Genomic DNA, 17,249 nt, shown 5'->3' with positions numbered 1-17,249 from the left:
AAATTATTCCCCCTGATGCCAGTTTTTAAGAGTACTTGAAAGGTCATCTTTGCCTTCAGATACTACGATCGTTGTTTTTTTGATTTCTGGTTGGTCGACCAAAGCAGTCAAAACGGCTGCGACAGTTTTACGGCTAATAGTTTTGGCAGTTTCTTCCGTTGGTTTGGCTAATTGAACGGGTGTCACTTCCTCGTCATTTGTCAATGAAACGGGTTGGATAATGACATAATCTAAAGAAGTACGATTCTTGAGCCATTCGTCTGCATAATGTTTCGTGATGTAGTAGTCGATCATCGATTCTGGCCATTTGCTTCGATCATCTGCAAAGACAGCACTGATCATCAAATAGCGGGATACATTGGCAATTTCTGCTCCGATCATTGTTTTGATTGCACCATCTAGATCAACTTGTAAAAGATTTTTCCCTTGAGAACCAGCGGTGAAAATCAACACATCACTCCCTTTAAATGACTGTGCCATTTCTTCAGGAGTCCATGTTAAATCGAAAGAAACATAGCTGACATTCGAATCCTTTACAAAAGATTGAGTTGCGACATCTCTGACACCAGCAACGACTTGATGTTCAGAGGTTGCAAGTTCTTTTATTAAGTGGCGGCCAATTTGTCCATTGGCACCTACGACAAAAATTTTCATTTTAATCTTCCTTTCTTGTAGCAATCAAAACAATGATAACACTAATTTGAAATTTTGTTAGATTTGAACTCTTAAAATATCGGTGGTTTTTTAGTAGATTTGGCAGCTGATTTTAATTATAAAATAAAAAGCTTGTTCATCCGTAAAGAGCGTGGGACAAAAGTAAGAAATACTTTTGTCTCAACCTCATAAAGATAAACAAGCTTTTGTATGCGACTAGATCTTTGGTTGTGGATTCGTACGGATCAAACGGAGCAATACGCTGCAAACACCTGCAGTTGCGAGTCCTGCAACGATGGCTTCTGGGACTCCACTGGTGAAAATAACCGCTAGAACAGCGGAATAAACAGCGTTGATATTTTTGCCGATCACTTGAGCATAGTCTTGCTGGAATAAGAAATAAATCATGTTCATCACTAGGATCGTATTCACAAGTGATCCTGCTAGACCAGCAATAAAGAGAGAAACAGTATTGGCTTTGTTTTTGATCAGTTTTTGCATTCCTTTAAAGACGAAGTAAGGAACGATTCCAATAAGGATCCGTGGGATAAAAGCAATCAGCAATGCTTTTAAACTGCCATGATCTGTGCCGATCACTGGAATGAACGGCGAAAAAACAAAAGATAAAGTTGTTTGTACTACCGTGCTACGAATCATACTGATCAAGCCGAAAGTCCCGCCTAAAAAAGCACCTAAACGAGGTCCAAGAACGATAGAAGCAATGATCACAGGAATATGCATCGTCGTGGCATTGATGGGCCCTATGGGAATAAAGCCAAGTGGCGTTACAGCTAGTAAAATCAAAATTGCTAGAAACATAGCAGTCAATGTAAAGTTCTTTGTATTTTTCATGATTACTCCTTTTGATTTAAATCGTTCTGTTGTTGATTGTCGTAACGACTTGATCGATGATCACTTGGATATCCGCAAGTGCACCTTTACCAAAATCACCACAAGCCAGTAACGATTCTCTAGGTTCGATCTCTTGATAGCCCACCGATTTTAGAGTAGCTAGATTCTTTTGATTGATCGGATTTTGATACATATTGGTATTCATAGCTGGTGCAATCAACTTTGGTGTTTTAACAGGTAGTGCCATTGCGACAGTTGAGAGCAGGTCATCTGCGACTCCATTGGCTAGTTTTCCTAGGATATTCGTAGTTGCAGGAGCAATCAATAATAAATCTGCATGTTTTGCTAACTCGATATGATTGATGACACTCGGTTCTTTTTCTTGCATAACATCAGTATGTACTGCACGTTTTGATAAGGATTGTAAGGTAAGCGGAGTGATAAAGTGCGTACTGCTTTCTGTCATGATCACATCAACTTGATAACCAAGTTTTACGAGTTGGTTCGTAATATCTGCACTTTTATATGCGGAGATACTACCAGTAATGCCTAAAAGTATTTTTTTCATGGTTCATTCTCCTTTTTTGTGAATCAAGATGTCTTCTATTTTAACAAGCGTGCAAAAGGTGTCAACAAGTTGATTTTTTCTGAGGACCCAACATATCTTTTTAGAAAACTAATGAAATAAAAAGAATGTAGGTCCTTTTTACTGAAAATATCTAGCTTGATCCATCAGAGATATTCGTTTGGCTGATCGTCTGTACGATCAATTCAGCGATTTCTTGTTTTGTCTGAGCTTCTTTGACTTCGCCATTTGCTGAAAGCAAATAACCGTGGTGAGATTGCGCCGTGATTTCAGTGAGATCATTTGCCAATATATAGTCTGTGCGATTCTTTAGGATACTTTCTTGAGCGACTGCTAACAATTGTTCTTTTGAAACATCAACTAATAGCTTGAAGCCGATGATTTTAGCTGTTGGCTGCCACTCACGTAGACAACTGATGATTTTTGGCGTTTTTTTCAATACGATCACTAAATGTTCTGTATTAGAAGAAATCTTTTCATCTTGCTGAGGTACTTTTTCTTGTGTCATAAACCACTCAGAAAGAGTGTCAGGTGATAGTGGCTCTTTCGTTATCGATGTAGCCAATTGTTCTTCTGAAAGGCTAAAAGCTGGAGTGAAATCACTAACTGCCATGCTATGGATGATTGCATCATAGGTATTATTTTTCAATAATTCCTTTAGAACTGTAAAGAGTTCTAGTGTAGATTCAATCAAGTGCAACGTGATTTTTTCATGTGTTTCTGGCTTCACAGCATTTGCGGTTGTAACATAGTCGATCCTCGCAGAAGAAGAATGTACAAAAGTTTCGGCAATCGTTTTTCCAAGGCGACCAGTGGAATGATTCGTGATCGATCGGACTTGGTCGATTTTTTCGCTAGTGCCACCAGCAGTGATCAATATCTTCATTTTTGCCCACCTACATTTACTAAAGTTCGTCCTTGATGTGTACCAGACAAAAGCTGTTGAGTGATTTCTGGCAGCTCTTCAAGGGAAATCTCTTTGACACGTAGGACATCTGTAATGGTCAAATCTGCTAATTGTTGCCAAACTCGGCTACGATCAGCGTGGGGAACATTTACCGAATCGATCCCAATCAATTGGATATTCCGCAAGATAAACGGTAAAACAGTTGTTTCAAGTTTTATACCACCGGCATTCCCACATAAAGCGGCTGCCCCATTATAGGAAATCAGAGGAAGAAGTTTCGCCAATTGAGTTCCGCCTACTGTATCGATCAGATAGTCGATCTGCTGTGTGCCCAAAGGTTTTGTTTTTTCTGGTAAGAACTCTTCTGGAGAAACAACCTCTGTTGCACCTAGATCAGTTAACCAATCTGTCGTTTGTTTTTTCCGTGTCAAAGCAATAACAGAAGTAAAGCCAAGTTGATGTAATAGAGCAATAGCCACACTGCCAACGCCACCAGTAGCACCGCTTACAACGATTTTGTCTGTTTTATTCATCCCTTGATCGATTAGTGCATTGACACATAAAGCAGCTGTGAAACCGGCCGTGCCTAAGATCATTGCTTGGCGGGAAGTCAAATTAGCTGGCAATGGAACGATCCAGTCTCCTGGTACCTTCTGATATTGACTGTACCCACCTGGATGAGAAACTCCAAGTCCATAGCCTGTGACAAGTACAGGGTCACCTGACTGATAGCGTTCATCTTGACTTTCTACAACGATGCCCGCCAAATCGATGCCTGGCGTCATAGGGTAAGAGCGGATCACACCACCTGCTTCACTACTTGCTAGTGCGTCTTTGTAATTGACGTCTGAGTATTCTACTTTAATAAAGACTTCACCATCTTCTAAGAGCGGCTTTTCTTGTTCAACGATAGCGGAATGGAAGGTAGGCACATTCTCTATTTGAAGCGTTTTAAATTTATTCATGTATGCGACTGTTCCTTTCAAAATTTTCTTTTATCATACCATAAAGTTCTCCTTTTTATGGGGATTCGCTGTGCTTTTATTACCAAAAAAAAAGAAATTTAGTAACTAGGAAAATGTTGGACTTTTTTGAAGAATTTTTTTGTAAAAAGGGTTGTCTTTTTAACTAAAATTTGTATACTAGTACGAGTGATAGTAAACTCCGTGTTTACTATTAGAAAACTTCAATGAGGAGGAATGAGATGGAGATTGGTGATAAGCTAAGGAATCTACGGATCCAAAAAAATTTGACTCAGGAAGAATTAGGCGAACGGACAGATTTGTCCAAAGGCTATATTTCTCAGCTGGAACGAGATTTAAGTTCCCCATCAATGGAAACTTTTTTTTCTATTCTTGAAGTACTCGGTGTGACACCTGAAGAATTTTTCCATCAAGATACTGTGAATCAGCAAGTGGTTTATTCAAAAGAAGACCACACGATTTATCAAGATGAGGAAAATGGCTACGAATTAGAATGGCTTGTATCAGATTCAAATGAAAAAGAAATGGAACCTGTCTTATTGATTTTTGAAAAGGCAGGAGAATATAAAACATTCGAACCTTCACGATCAGAAACGTTTATTTTTGTGTTGGAAGGGGAATTAGAGTTAAGCTTAGGAGAGAAAAAATACGTAGCGCAAGCAGGACAATCAATTTATTATCAGGCAACAAAGCACCATCAGTTACGGAATCATCAAATGAAACGGACCAAAGCATTGATTGTTGCTACACAATCGTATTTGTAATTTAGGAGGTTAAATAGTGGGAAAACCAATTATTTCATTTGATCAAGTAGTGAAACGCTACGACGATGAATCAATTTTAAAAAATGTAAGTTTCGAGATCGAACAAGGAAAATTTTACACATTGCTTGGTCCTTCTGGCTGTGGTAAAACAACGATTTTAAGAATCATTGCAGGCTTCACGGAAGCGACAGAAGGCGATATTTATTTTGAAGGAAAAAGACTAAATGACTTGCCAGCCAACAAGCGCCAAGTAAATACGGTTTTCCAAGATTATGCGTTGTTTCCACATATGAATGTCTTCGATAACGTTGCCTTTGGTTTGAAAATCAAGAAAATGAATAAAGCCGAAATCGAAAAAAAAGTAAAAGATGCGTTGCGGATGGTCCAACTGCCAGGATATGAAACCCGTGAAATCAGTGAAATGTCCGGTGGCCAAAGACAAAGAGTTGCGATTGCCAGAGCCATCGTGAATGAACCTAAAGTCTTATTGCTAGATGAACCACTGTCTGCATTGGATCTAAAGTTGCGTACAGCGATGCAGTATGAATTAAGAGAATTACAACAACGATTAGGAATCACCTTTATTTTTGTAACTCACGACCAAGAAGAAGCACTAGCGATGAGTGATGAAATCTTCGTCATGAATAAAGGGAAAATCGTGCAAAGTGGAACCCCAGTCGATATCTACGATGAACCAATCAGTCATTTTGTTGCGGATTTTGTTGGAGAAAGCAATATCGTCAATGGGGTGATGATCGAAGACAATTTGGTGGAGTTTGTTGGTAAACAATTTGAGTGTGTAGATGGTGGGATGCGGCCTAATGAACCAGTAGAAGTGGTATTGCGCCCAGAGGATCTGACAATCACTACTCCAGACAAAGGAAAACTAGTCGTGACTGTTGATACACAACTCTTCCGCGGCGTCCATTACGAGATCATTTGTTACGATGAACAGCAAAATGAGTGGATGGTCCACTCCACAAAGAAAGCCAAAGAAGGTAGTCAAGTTGGCTTAGCCTTTGAACCAGAAGATATCCATGTGATGCGTTTCAACGAGACGGAAGAAGAATTCGATGCTCGTTTGGAGAGCTATGAAGAGTAAGGAGGGACAATAATGAAAACAATGCGTAGAATCTATTCAGTCCCTTATATCTTATGGTTAGGATTGTTTGTTATTGCGCCAGTTTTGCTGATCATTTATCAATCTTTCTTTGATATGAACGGTCAGTTCACTTTGAGCAACTATGCCGCATATTTTACGTCAGGTACTTATTTATCAATGACACTTAATTCAGTTTGGTATGCTTTTTTGATCACTTTTTTTACTCTTATCATCAGTTACCCAACTGCCTATTTTTTAACTAAACTAAAACATAAGCAGCTGTGGTTGATGTTGATCATCTTACCGACATGGGTCAATTTATTATTAAAAGCGTATGCCTTTATTGGAATCTTTAGTATTCATGGAAGTGTCAACCACTTTTTTGACTTTTTAGGAATCGGCCCAAGGCAGATTTTGTTTACAGACTTTAGTTTTTTATTTGTAGCTACTTATATAGAAATTCCTTTTATGATCATGCCAATCTTCAATGCGCTAGAAGAGATGAATCCTTCGTTGATCAGTGCTAGTCGTGATCTAGGAGCAAATAATTTTGAAACATTCCGTCGAGTCATTTTTCCATTATCTTTAAATGGTGTGAAGAGTGGTGTGCAAGCTGTGTTTATCCCATCCTTGTCATTATTCATGCTGACGCGTTTGATTGGCGGAAATCGAGTGATCACACTAGGTACAGCAATCGAACAGCATTTCTTGGTAACTCAAAACTGGGGAATGGGCTCAACAATCGGCGTTATTCTGATCATTGCCATGTTTATCGTTATGTTACTCACGGGTGAGAAGAAGAAGGGAGGCCGTTCACGATGAAAAAAATCAAATGGTCTTATCTTTACCTAGCAATTGTTTTTCTTTTGTTATATCTGCCGATTTTTTATTTGATTTTTTATTCCTTCAATGCTGGTGGCACGATGAACAGTTTCACTGGTTTTACGTGGGAAAATTACCAAGCAGTCTTTGACGATACGCGGTTGATCATCATTGTACTGAACACGTTTATGTTGGCTTTCTTATCAGCTTTGATTGCGACGATCATTGGAACATTTGGAGCAATGGGCATCTATTACACGAAAAAAAGGCAAGCAAGAACGGCTCTGCTAAGTATGAACAATATTTTACTCGTTTCACCCGATGTCATCATTGGTGCTAGTTTCTTGATCTTCTTTACTTTATTAGGATTTGGCCTAGGATTTCAAAGTGTTTTACTCTCACATATTGCCTTTAGTATTCCTATCGTCGTTCTGATGGTATTGCCGAAGCTACAGGAAATGAATGATTCGATGGTTGATGCTGCAAGAGATTTGGGTGCCAATAATCTGCAAGTTGTAAAAAATATCATCTTGCCGTTTCTTTCGCCTGGGATCATTGCAGGCTATTTCATGGCGTTTACGTATTCACTAGATGATTTTGCAGTAACCTTCTTTGTTACTGGGAATGGCTTCACGACCTTATCCGTAGAAATCTACTCACGCGCGCGCCAAGGAATCAGTCTGGAAATCAACGCATTAAGCGCACTTGTTTTCCTATTTTCAATGATTCTTGTAATTGGCTACTATTTCATTAGCAAAGAAAATCGTCCGAAAAAATTAAGAAAGAACCGTCGCGGACGTGAGGAGGTGGCACGTTTACGATGAAAAAATTACAATCATTATTCATTGGTATCCTAGTCATCATCGTGGTTTTGCTTTTTGGCGTTCGTCAACTAGAGAAAGCCAGCGGGATGAGTGGTGCTAAGATCGTCACGATCTACAACTGGGGGGACTACGTTGATCCTAGCTTGATCACTAAATTTGAACAAGAAACTGGCTACAAAGTTAACTATGAAACGTTTGATTCAAATGAAGCAATGTTCACGAAGATCCAACAAGGGGGAACGAATTATGATATCGCCATCCCTAGTGAATATATGATCCAAAAAATGATCAAAGAAAAACTTGTGCTACCGTTAGATCATACAAAAATCAAAGGATTAGCAAACATTGATGATCGCTTTTTGAATCAGGATTTTGATCCAAACAACACCTATTCCGTCCCTTATTTTTGGGGAACATTAGGTATCGTTTACAATGATAAAATGTTCAAGGAAAATGAGATCAAACATTGGGATGACTTGTGGAAACCAGAATTGAGAGATAGCTTGATGCTGATCGATGGCGCACGAGAAGTAATGGGACTTTCATTAAATAGTCTTGGCTACTCATTGAACAGCAAAAACAGAGATCAGTTAAATGAAGCGGCCAACAAGTTGAACCAGATGACCCCTAATATCAAAGCAATCGTTGCAGATGAGATCAAAATGTATATGATCAATGAAGAAGCCTCTGTGGCAGTCACTTTTTCCGGTGAAGCAGCAGATATGATGTCTGAAAATGAACATTTGCATTACGTGATCCCCTCAGAAGGCTCAAATCTATGGTTCGATAATATCGTTATGCCGAAAACAGCTAAAAATAAAGAAGGCGCCTATGACTTTATCAACTTCATGTTAGAACCAGAAAATGCAGCGCAAAATGCCGAATACATCGGTTATTCAACACCAAATAAAAAAGCAAAAGCATTATTGCCAAAGGAGATTTCTGAAGATGAACAATTTTATCCTTCAGACGACACGATCTCCCACCTAGAAGTTTATGAAGACCTCGGACCAAAATATCTAGGCATCTATAATGACTTGTTCTTGGAATTCAAGATGTATCGGAAATGATGGCAAAACTCAATAAAACAGGAAGAATTTGAAGGACTGGAACAATAAGGAGATTCTGAATTCTTTCAACTGAAAATACGGTGTTCACGAGCTAACTCCTTCGACATTAATTCAAAATTTCTCTTTAATGCTCGGAGCTAAACAGCTCGCTTACAACCTCTGTTTTCCAATTTTCTACCAAAAGCGTCTTTTTAGGCGCTTTTTTTGTGTTATTTTATCTTTTATACTAGTGATTTTCTACCAGAGTAAAATTAAATAAAATACTGATTTTGTACCAACTTTAACTCTTTTTCTTCTTTGTTTTTTGGTGATTGGGTCGATGCCCAGACTAATATCTAATAAATAGCCATTATCAACTTTTTAATCATACTCCTACCTCTGTTAATAAAAATATCTCTTATTCATTATAGAACGTTCGTTCTGTATCGTGTAGGCTAATTTTAGTTATAATACTTCTCTAAAATTTAATAGGTTACTTCAAACTGAAACGATTATGCTCCTAATACCACTTTTTATGAAAAAAACAGGGATATTAAATCATATATGTTATTATTTTCACATAATTTTTGATATTTTAATTAATTTTATTAGGAGGGTAATTTTTGAATCAGTATAGCTATTTTATCTTAATAATAGCAGTATTATTGCTTCTAAATATTTGGATTTTTGATAAGAGTAGAAATGCAGGAATAGGATTTAGAACGAAACGGAGTATGTCTTCTAACAAAAACTGGGTATATTCACAAACTATTTTTTATGGAGGAATCATTGTAATTAGTTTATTTTCTTTAATTCTTTATTTTTTCAATATAATAAATGTTTCTGTGTCAAATTTTATATCTATTATTGGAATCGTTATTTCTGCAATTATTACACAACTATTTCTAGTATATGGAGACAAGTCTGAAAATGGGAAAAAATAAACAAGAAAAAGCTATTATGCCGAGCAGTGCAGGAATTATTACTACTTATAAATGTACAGCAGAATGTGAAGATTGCTGTTTTAATTGCTCTAGAAAAAAAACTTCCATAATGAATACACAACAGTTGATTCATATTATTGAGGAATTAATCTCTCTAGAGTCTGTGAAGGTTATTGTTTTTACTGGTGGTGAAGCAACGTTACTAGGTAATACGCTAATAGAAGGAATAAATTATGCAACTAAAAATGGATTAGCAACTAGGCTTGTTACAAATGGTCATTGGGCATCTAATCCAGTTAGAGCAGAGAAATATGTTAAAAAACTAAAAGATGCAGGATTAAAAGAAATTAATTTTTCAACAGGTGATCAACACCAAAAGTATGTGCGAGTAGACAAGGTACTGTTAGGTTCATTAATGGCTATAGAGCAAGATATACCAGTTTCTATATCGTTAGAAACGCACAGGTTTGCAAAATTCCGTGAAAATGATTTGAAATCAAATCCAATATTTAAAAAAATTATGGATTCAAAAAATAAAGATTTATTTACTTATATTTGTTCTTCTTAGATATCTATAAAAAACATAGATAAATACGGCCATAATAACCATGAAATAAATTTAAGTGAACTGGATTATGGATGTGATAATCTCTACTCAAATATTTCTGTTGATTCTAATAATAATATCTATAGCTGTTGCGGATTAACGATTCATTCAATTAGAGAGATGTCGTTGGGAAATATAGAAAAGATACCGCTAGAAAAGGCGATAAATAAACAACTAGATGATTTAATAAAAAAATGGATTTTTTTAGTTGGGCCTTATCACATAATTAAAAAAGCTAAAGAGTGGAACGAAAAAATTAAAATCCCTAAACTTGGTCACCGATGCTTATATTGTGCATATATATATAATAATCCATTAGTAATGGAAACGATTAGAAATAATATAAGAATAATAAGTGATGAAATAGAGTCGAATTTTATTGAAAAAACGATTTTCTATAAAAATTTTAATTAAACGATATGGAGTAATAATTATGGATATGAATTTATTTAAAAAACTAAATCGATTAAGCAATGATCCGGAATTTAAACTTGCGTGTGAAAATGAAGACATGGATATAATACAACAATTACTTATACAAGCTCAAATAATTGTTCCTTTAGAACCTGTGGGACCATCTATTTCTAGAGCTGGTTGGTACTATACAAATCTTTATATAGTTGCTGAAGCTGTGGCAGCAGGTGTAGTGGCTGCTGTAGCAAATTTTGTAGTAGTGATGCCCTCAGTTCATTCTTCTGAATATACCTTACATTCACCAGTTTTACAGAATGTATTAAAGGTTATTAGTAGATATAGTAACCAAAATTTCACACAAAGAATGATGGAATGTTTTAATGAAATTGAAAGTAACTCATTTGCTTAATTTAGCTAAATATATCATGAAGTAAAAGGATTATGTTTTGTACAAAGTCATGATAAATCTATTTTTATTGAATTTTTAAACAAGTTGTATCGGAAATAAGCGCAAAGTCCTATAAAAAATCAGATACCTCTAAGGAATCAAAAACTTTCGTCTACAGGAACTAGTCGTATTATAATCGGCACATGTAACTGTACCTTTAGCCATTCTCTTTCCTTGCAAAGGTGACTAAAAAATGTTCTTTTATGATTTTTTAGTTGTTAGTGTCCTCTATCATGCTATACTTGTCCTATATATTTACAGCGAAAAGAGGATGAAAAATGAAAAAGATGGCAATGAAAGGTTTGGTATTGGGTGCAATGATGGTTGGTAGTTTTGTCATCGGTCAAGCAACTTTTGCGGATAGCTCTATTCCGATGTACCGTGTGTACAATCCTTATAGTGGCGAACATTTGTATACGCGCAGTACTGGCGAACGGGATAACTTGAAACGTTATGGTTGGCGGTATGAAGGTGTGGCATGGCAAGCACCAGAAAATGGGTCTCCGGTGTATCGTTTGTACAATCGTTCGAACGGCGAACATTTTTATACAACTAACGCTGGTGAGCGGGATCAAATCAGTCATACAGGTTGGACATATGAAGGAATTGCTTTTTATTCTTACAATGGAGCAAATGGTGTTCCTGTCACTCGTTTATATAACCGTCAAGTGAATTGGCACCATTATACGTTGGATCAAAATGAAAAGAATGTGATTTCTCGACAAGGCTGGAACATTGAAGGGACTGGTTGGTATGCAATGCCGAATAGCCAGGCAAATCCAACACCAGCACCAACAAATAATAAAGTATTAAATGTACCAGTAGTTTGGCAAGGAGATACGATGTTATGTGAAGGAGCATCACTATTGGAAGGATTGCACTATAAGGGAGTCGCAACCAATCAATCCTTAACAAGTTTCGTTAATTCGATGCCTAAAGCTTCAGATGGTAATCCAAATCATGGGTATTCAGGTGAATGGCGCTACAATGTAAATGGTACGTATCAAGGTATGATGGATGATCCAGTTGTGCAATGGGCGAAAAACGTAGGCGGAAATGCTGTGAATATCACAGGTTCTGGCACAAATGGCATCAAGAATGAAATCCGTAATGGCAACCCAGTTGTTACTTGGATCACGTATAACTACGCTTCTCCACAATTTAAGCAAATGCCTTGGGGACGTGCAGTCTGGAACGGACATGTGGTTCTAGTTGACGGCTTTAGAGATGGCGCATATCACGTGGTCGATCCTGTTTTTGGGGCAAAATGGATCAATGCTTCTACTTATGAGAACGCATTTAATGTTACAGGTATGGCAGTAGCTGTGAGATAAAAAATAATAAAGAAGGATACTGGAGCAAAAGAGCGCTGATTCAAGAAACAACAGAAAATAGTCAAAGTTTATTTTATAAAAAATTGACATTTTTCTGAAAAATGTTATCCTGATATCAATCAAATAACATCCGTTGAGAAGGAAAGTAAGTAATCAAGTTATTTTAAGAGAGGCTTCGTTTGGTGGGAGAAGCTAAATAAAAGATTAGTGAAAATGACCTTTTAGGATTTTTGCCGATATGTAGGCAAAAACGAAGAAGTCTCCCGTTAACGAGACCACTGATCAAATGGTCAGGTGAAGGGAAAGAGAAATCTTTCTAAATAAAGGTGGTACCACGAGCATAATCGTCCTTTTACTAGTATTTATTACTAGTAAAAGGGCTTTTTTTTATAAAATTCAAAGGAGTGTCGAATATGAATCAAACAATTCCATTTACAGTCGATCACGTAGGTAGTTTTCTACGTCCTAAATCAATCAAAGAAGCAAGACAAAGAGTGAAGGAAGGAACAACTACCAAAGAAGAACTTCGTGAAATCGAAAATGAAGAAATAAAAAAATTAGTAGCGAGCCAAAAGGCAGTTGGATTAAAGGGAATCACCGATGGAGAGTTTCGTCGAGGTTTTTGGCATATTGATTTTCTAGAAGGCTTGAATGGTATCGAAGGCTATGTACCAGAAACAGGCTATAATCAAAAATTCCACGGGAAAGCAGCGCCTTCGTACAATATCCGTGTAGCAGATAAAATCTCTTTTGATCCGAACCATCCTTTCTTAGATGATTTTACCTTTTTAAAAGAAGTTGTAGAAACAGATGGTACATCTGTAGCAAAAGCAACGATTCCTAGTCCAACAATGATTTTACGTCAAGAACTTTTATCAAATGATGGTACTTCTAAAATCAAAGAAGTCTATCCTGACTTAACAGAATTTTACGCTGATTTATCTAAAACTTATCAGGATGCTGTCCAAGCATTTTATGATAGAGGTTGTCGCTATTTACAATTTGATGACACGAATTGGGCCTTTTTAGCGGATAAAACAAAACGTGACTCACTTGAAGCAAAAGGGATCGATCCTGAGGAAGTTGCTGAAATCTGTACAACGATCATCAATGGGGCATTGGCGGATAAACCAGAAGATTTGACAGTGACAACACATATTTGTCGAGGAAATCATGCTTCATCATGGCTTTTTTCTGGTGGCTATGAACCGATTGCTAAAAATTTATTTGCAACAAATTATGATGGCTTCTTTTTGGAATATGACTCTGACCGAGCTGGTGATTTTTCTCCACTACGTTATTGGACGGATAAGAAGAGTAAAGTTGTGTTGGGACTGGTCACTTCTAAATTTCCAGAATTAGAAGATCCTAGTGAAATCAAGAAGCGTATTGAAGAGGCACAACAGTATGTGCCGTTAGAGAATTTAAGTATTAGCCCGCAATGTGGCTTTGCATCCACAGAAGAAGGAAATCGTTTAACGGAAGAAGAACAGTGGAAAAAAATCGAATTATTACAAAAAATCGCGACCGAAGTTTGGCAAGACAAGTAATAATTCAAGTGTTAGAAGAAGAGGTTGGGACAGAAGTGTTTAACTCCGAGAAATAAGAAGAAATTAACGAAAATTGCTTTTCAAATTTTTGTGAATTTCGGCTTATTTCCGAAGGAGTTACTTCTGCTCCCACCGTTTATTCGGAGTTAGAGTCTGTGGCAAAACTGATTTTTAGTTTTGTCCCACGCTCTATTTTTATGTTGTTTTTCATTTTCTGAGGGTAAATAAGGATAAATCGACCTGTACAAAAGTAAGATGGTTCGTATAATTTATGTATCTTATTGAAGTGAGGATGTGATTCGTATAGGTGTCAAAGAATGGTTTAGAAAAAAATTTAGTATTAAGCAGCATGAGGGAAAGAAGTCATTACAAATACTTGAAACGAATGACCAAATAAAAAAATTTCATTTAGAACAGGAAGTCGTTAAAAATCTTGGACGTTTAGAGCAGACCTATTTTGCTGAAACAGGAAAATCTAACGTACTATTTACTCCAGAAGAAGTGATAAGTCGTTTAAACCAAAATAGTCAATATGCCGATCGCTTAGGAGAAGATTTCTCCAAAGTTGCGCCAGAAGAATTTCGTAACAAAATGAAAGAGTATTGCCGTGGCATTCTTTCATTAGCTGAGTATGAATATTACTGGATCGCTATTGAAAAAGAGGCTATCAAGAAAATTGGAAACAAGGAAGTCATCGAAGCATTAGAGCAAACACTAACGGTCAGAGAAAGAATTTTCCAGATGTGTATGGCAAATGAAATTGCAAACCCATTACTAAATGAAAAAGCATTTGATGAAGTCATTGGACGAATTGCTTATCGACACTATCAAATAGATACAGCTATCTTGAGAGATGAAAAAAATGTTGTAAAATTCGCTAACAAGCATGAGACAGCAGAAAAATGGGAGACTTGTTCAGAGGGTATCCTAGATGGGCGACCAACTATGACGACTAGCAATAGTCAGCCTGTATCAAAAAGTACAGCAATTTTGAATAAGGATAAAACAAGGATAAATTTTGCTAATATACATGAAACGATAAAGAAATGGGAGGCTTATTCAGAGAATGTACAGGGTGTATCTCCATTAGACGAAACCAGCCAGCCATTACCACCAATCGTTACGGCTAGATTAAAAAATAAAATACCACAAAATGATTTGAAGGAAATACATAAAAAAGATGCTGGAGAGAGTCAAGAGAAAAAGATCATTCAGCTTATACAAAATAAAGCAAAAAACGAAACAAAAGTGCGCCAAAAGAACATCCAGAAAGCAAGAAAATGGTATGTTTTTTCTCGATGATGATAAAGAGAGGTAAATGAATCAACGAAATGTTTTTTTCACTATCGAAGTATGATCGATGAATTCAAGTTTAAAATTGATTTTGTAAGGAGATGAGAGGCACTTTATGCTAGGTGTAACGTTTCTCTATACAACAACATACGGTGAACTAGCTATAAATAACCCCTTGGTCAAAAAACTACTTTTTTGACCAAGGGGTTATATAAAGAACGTTACATAATTTTTTGTATCAGTGTTTATATTTTCTTAAGTTTTATGCCAAGAAAAAGGCAAAGATTCATTGATAATTCTTCACTTTTTTACTATATTCTACAGACATACCAACAAGTAACCCTATAGAGCTTTTTCATTTTTACTCCTCAAGTAAAAATAAACTCCTAGGCCGCGGCTATCCCACCGCGGTTCTTTTTTTATTCCTCGATCAAGACAGCATGGATACCGAAGCCAGCTAAGATTCTGGCAGAAGTATAGGTATTCAATCCTTTGCGGAACGTGATATAAACTGGTCGGTCTTTAGGAATCTCAGCAATTCGATCACGTAGTTCGTTCATTGGGATGTTTTTAGTAGCAGGAATACTTCCAGAAGGAGCTTTGTTTGGTTCACGAATATCTAAGAAGAAAGCATGGGCTAAATCTTCTTCTGAAATATCTTCTACCTTGATCGTGTCAATGACATTCGTCAATTGATTGATGGCCACATAACCAGCAATGTTTAGTGGATCTCTAGTTGTTGAGTATGGGGGTGAGTAGGGTAGTTCTAGATCAGGTAAATCAAAGACTGTTAGGTTACCGGTAATTGCGACCGATAATTCTCCCATTCGTTTATCAACGCCTTTTTCACCAACCGCTTGTCCGCCAAGTATTTTTCCGGAATCAGCATCAAAAATGATTTTTAGATTAAGGCGAGTCGCTCCGGGATAAAAATAGGCATGATCAAATGGAGTAATAAAAATTGATTTATAGTTAGTGATTCCTGCATTTTTTAAGGCATGTTCAGTCATTCCTGTATAGCTTGCGGTATAATCAAAAATTTTTGCAACCCCTGCGCCAACATAGCCGCGATAACGCATTGGTGTACCATTCAAGATGTCAGCTAATAAATGTCCTTGGCGGTTTGCAGCACTGGAGAGCATGCTTGCTATTGGTTGACCAGTCACAACGCTTGTTGTTTCGATGATGTCACCAATCGCATAAATATCAGAAATATTGGTTTCCAATTGATCGTTCACAATAATCTGTCCTGTATCAGATAACGAAATACCAGCAGTTTTGATTACTTCGTTATTTGGTGTCACACCGACTGCAAATACGATCATATCCGTTTCCAACGTTGAACCGTCAGAAAGTAATACTTCTTGGCCATTTCGGCGGATTTCTTTGATTTCAGTATTTAACTGAACCTTCAAGTTATTTTCCACCAACTTGTCATAGATCAAATCAGCAATTTCTTCATCATAGGGATACGCTACTTGAGGCAAATGATCAACTAATGTTACGTCCATTCCTAAATGATGGAAATTTTCTGCTAATTCTAGTCCCATGACGCCAGCACCTAGAACCAAAACATTTTTAGGGTCATGTGTTTGGATAAATGTTTTGATGCGATCGGCATCAGTGACACTTCGTAACACAAAACTATTTGTTGCCTCTGCCACACCTGTGATATCAGGAAAATAGGGACGAGCACCTGCAGAAATGATCAATTTATCATAATTAGTTACAGACTCTTGATCCGTTTGCAAATCTTTTACGGTTAATTATTTCTTTTCAGGATCGATTGCGGTTATTTCATGTTCTGTCAAAACGTCGATATTATTCTTGACCTTTAAGATTTCTGGAGTACGTTCGATCAATGTATCGCGGTTTTCAATGATATTTCCCAGATAATAGGGTAATGCACAACTTGCATAGGAAATATGTTTTCCCCGTTCATAGATTACGATTTCATGTTCTTCATTTAAGCGGCGTAAACGAGTAGCAAAAGAAGGTCCGCCGGCCACTCCGCCAATTACTACAAATTTCATCAACATCCTCTCCTTTTCTATACTGATAGTACTATTTTATAAGTGAAACAGCAAAAAATTGTGCCGGATACACTTAGTAGTAG

17 protein-coding genes, 1 pseudogene and 1 other annotated feature are annotated in these 17,249 nt (G+C 36.9%); of the genes and pseudogenes, 12 read left to right on the top strand and 6 right to left on the bottom strand.

All coding sequences use genetic code 11. The features are described 5' to 3' along the window. Nucleotides 1-3 precede the first annotated feature (3 nt). From ED2_RS06300 to ED2_RS06280, 5 genes are all read right to left on the bottom strand, one after another. Nucleotides 4-654, bottom strand: a complete 651-nt coding sequence (locus tag ED2_RS06300; RefSeq protein ID WP_016177042.1) for an SDR family oxidoreductase — start codon at nt 652-654, stop codon at nt 4-6. Nucleotides 655-870: 216 nt separating this feature from the next. Then, complete coding sequence (locus ED2_RS06295; RefSeq protein ID WP_016177043.1) at nt 871-1,506, bottom strand: ECF transporter S component; 636 nt, start codon at nt 1,504-1,506, stop codon at nt 871-873. A gap of 16 nt (nt 1,507-1,522) precedes the next feature. Continuing rightward, nucleotides 1,523-2,074 (bottom strand): phosphopantothenoylcysteine decarboxylase, encoded by a 552-nt coding sequence (coaC, locus tag ED2_RS06290; protein ID WP_016177044.1) that lies wholly within the window; start codon nt 2,072-2,074, stop codon nt 1,523-1,525. A gap of 151 nt (nt 2,075-2,225) precedes the next feature. Continuing rightward, entirely contained in the window at nt 2,226-2,978 is a 753-nt protein-coding gene (locus tag ED2_RS06285) for a phosphopantothenate--cysteine ligase (protein ID WP_016177045.1), read from the bottom strand. After that, nucleotides 2,975-3,964, bottom strand: a complete 990-nt coding sequence (locus ED2_RS06280; protein WP_016177046.1) for an acrylyl-CoA reductase family protein — start codon at nt 3,962-3,964, stop codon at nt 2,975-2,977. Before ED2_RS06280 ends, ED2_RS06285 begins: the two co-directional genes overlap by 4 nt. 239 nt (nt 3,965-4,203) lie before the next feature. On the opposite strand from ED2_RS06280, the gene ED2_RS06275 reads away from it, so the two are divergent. From ED2_RS06275 to ED2_RS06220, 12 genes are all read left to right on the top strand, one after another. Next, complete coding sequence (locus ED2_RS06275; protein ID WP_005878066.1) at nt 4,204-4,746, top strand: helix-turn-helix domain-containing protein; 543 nt, start codon at nt 4,204-4,206, stop codon at nt 4,744-4,746. 16 nt (nt 4,747-4,762) lie between these two features. Beyond that, complete coding sequence (locus ED2_RS06270; protein ID WP_005878067.1) at nt 4,763-5,848, top strand: ABC transporter ATP-binding protein; 1,086 nt, start codon at nt 4,763-4,765, stop codon at nt 5,846-5,848. A 12-nt stretch (nt 5,849-5,860) separates the two neighbouring features. Then, nucleotides 5,861-6,670 carry an ABC transporter permease gene (locus ED2_RS06265; RefSeq protein WP_005878068.1) on the top strand — a complete coding sequence of 270 codons (810 nt, stop codon included), beginning with the start codon at nt 5,861-5,863 and terminating at the stop codon, nt 6,668-6,670. Further along, nucleotides 6,667-7,494: an ABC transporter permease gene (locus ED2_RS06260; protein WP_005878070.1), complete on the top strand. Its 828-nt coding sequence runs from the start codon at nt 6,667-6,669 to the stop codon at nt 7,492-7,494. The genes ED2_RS06265 and ED2_RS06260 overlap by 4 nt, the downstream gene beginning before the upstream one ends. Next, entirely contained in the window at nt 7,491-8,564 is a 1,074-nt protein-coding gene (locus ED2_RS06255) for an ABC transporter substrate-binding protein (protein ID WP_016177047.1), read from the top strand. The genes ED2_RS06260 and ED2_RS06255 overlap by 4 nt, the downstream gene beginning before the upstream one ends. Nucleotides 8,565-9,166: 602 nt before the next feature. Continuing rightward, the gene (locus tag ED2_RS06250) at nt 9,167-9,487 is read left to right on the top strand and encodes an SdpI family protein (RefSeq protein ID WP_005878074.1); all 321 of its coding nucleotides are present in this window, start codon (nt 9,167-9,169) and stop codon (nt 9,485-9,487) included. Continuing rightward, complete coding sequence (locus ED2_RS06245) at nt 9,474-10,055, top strand: radical SAM protein (protein WP_016177048.1); 582 nt, start codon at nt 9,474-9,476, stop codon at nt 10,053-10,055. Before ED2_RS06250 ends, ED2_RS06245 begins: the two co-directional genes overlap by 14 nt. Before the next feature lie 165 nt (nt 10,056-10,220). Next, complete coding sequence (locus tag ED2_RS06240) at nt 10,221-10,508, top strand: hypothetical protein (protein ID WP_025481364.1); 288 nt, start codon at nt 10,221-10,223, stop codon at nt 10,506-10,508. Between the two features lie 19 nt (nt 10,509-10,527). Further along, nucleotides 10,528-10,917, top strand: coding sequence for a hypothetical protein (locus ED2_RS06235; RefSeq protein ID WP_016177049.1), 390 nt, complete (start codon nt 10,528-10,530; stop codon nt 10,915-10,917). 317 nt (nt 10,918-11,234) lie between these two features. Then, entirely contained in the window at nt 11,235-12,290 is a 1,056-nt protein-coding gene (locus tag ED2_RS06230) for a C39 family peptidase (protein WP_005878080.1), read from the top strand. Nucleotides 12,291-12,414: 124 nt separating this feature from the next. After that, nucleotides 12,415-12,645 (top strand) — a binding site (T-box leader). A gap of 58 nt (nt 12,646-12,703) precedes the next feature. Then, nucleotides 12,704-13,840, top strand: a complete 1,137-nt coding sequence (locus ED2_RS06225) for a 5-methyltetrahydropteroyltriglutamate--homocysteine S-methyltransferase (protein WP_005878081.1) — start codon at nt 12,704-12,706, stop codon at nt 13,838-13,840. A gap of 294 nt (nt 13,841-14,134) precedes the next feature. Next, nucleotides 14,135-15,142, top strand: coding sequence for a hypothetical protein (locus tag ED2_RS06220; RefSeq protein WP_016177050.1), 1,008 nt, complete (start codon nt 14,135-14,137; stop codon nt 15,140-15,142). A gap of 410 nt (nt 15,143-15,552) precedes the next feature. On the opposite strand, the pseudogene ED2_RS06215 reads toward ED2_RS06220, so the two are convergent. Beyond that, a pseudogene (locus ED2_RS06215) lies at nt 15,553-17,166 on the bottom strand (FAD-dependent oxidoreductase). Between the last annotated feature and the right edge of the window lie 83 nt (nt 17,167-17,249).

This window comes from Enterococcus durans NBRC 100479 = LMG 10746, from assembly GCF_001544215.1.
Classification (GTDB): Bacteria; Bacillota; Bacilli; order Lactobacillales; family Enterococcaceae; genus Enterococcus_B; species Enterococcus_B durans.
The sequence above is the reverse complement of the archived record's forward strand: the minus strand, read 5'-3'. Positions and strand labels throughout refer to the sequence as shown.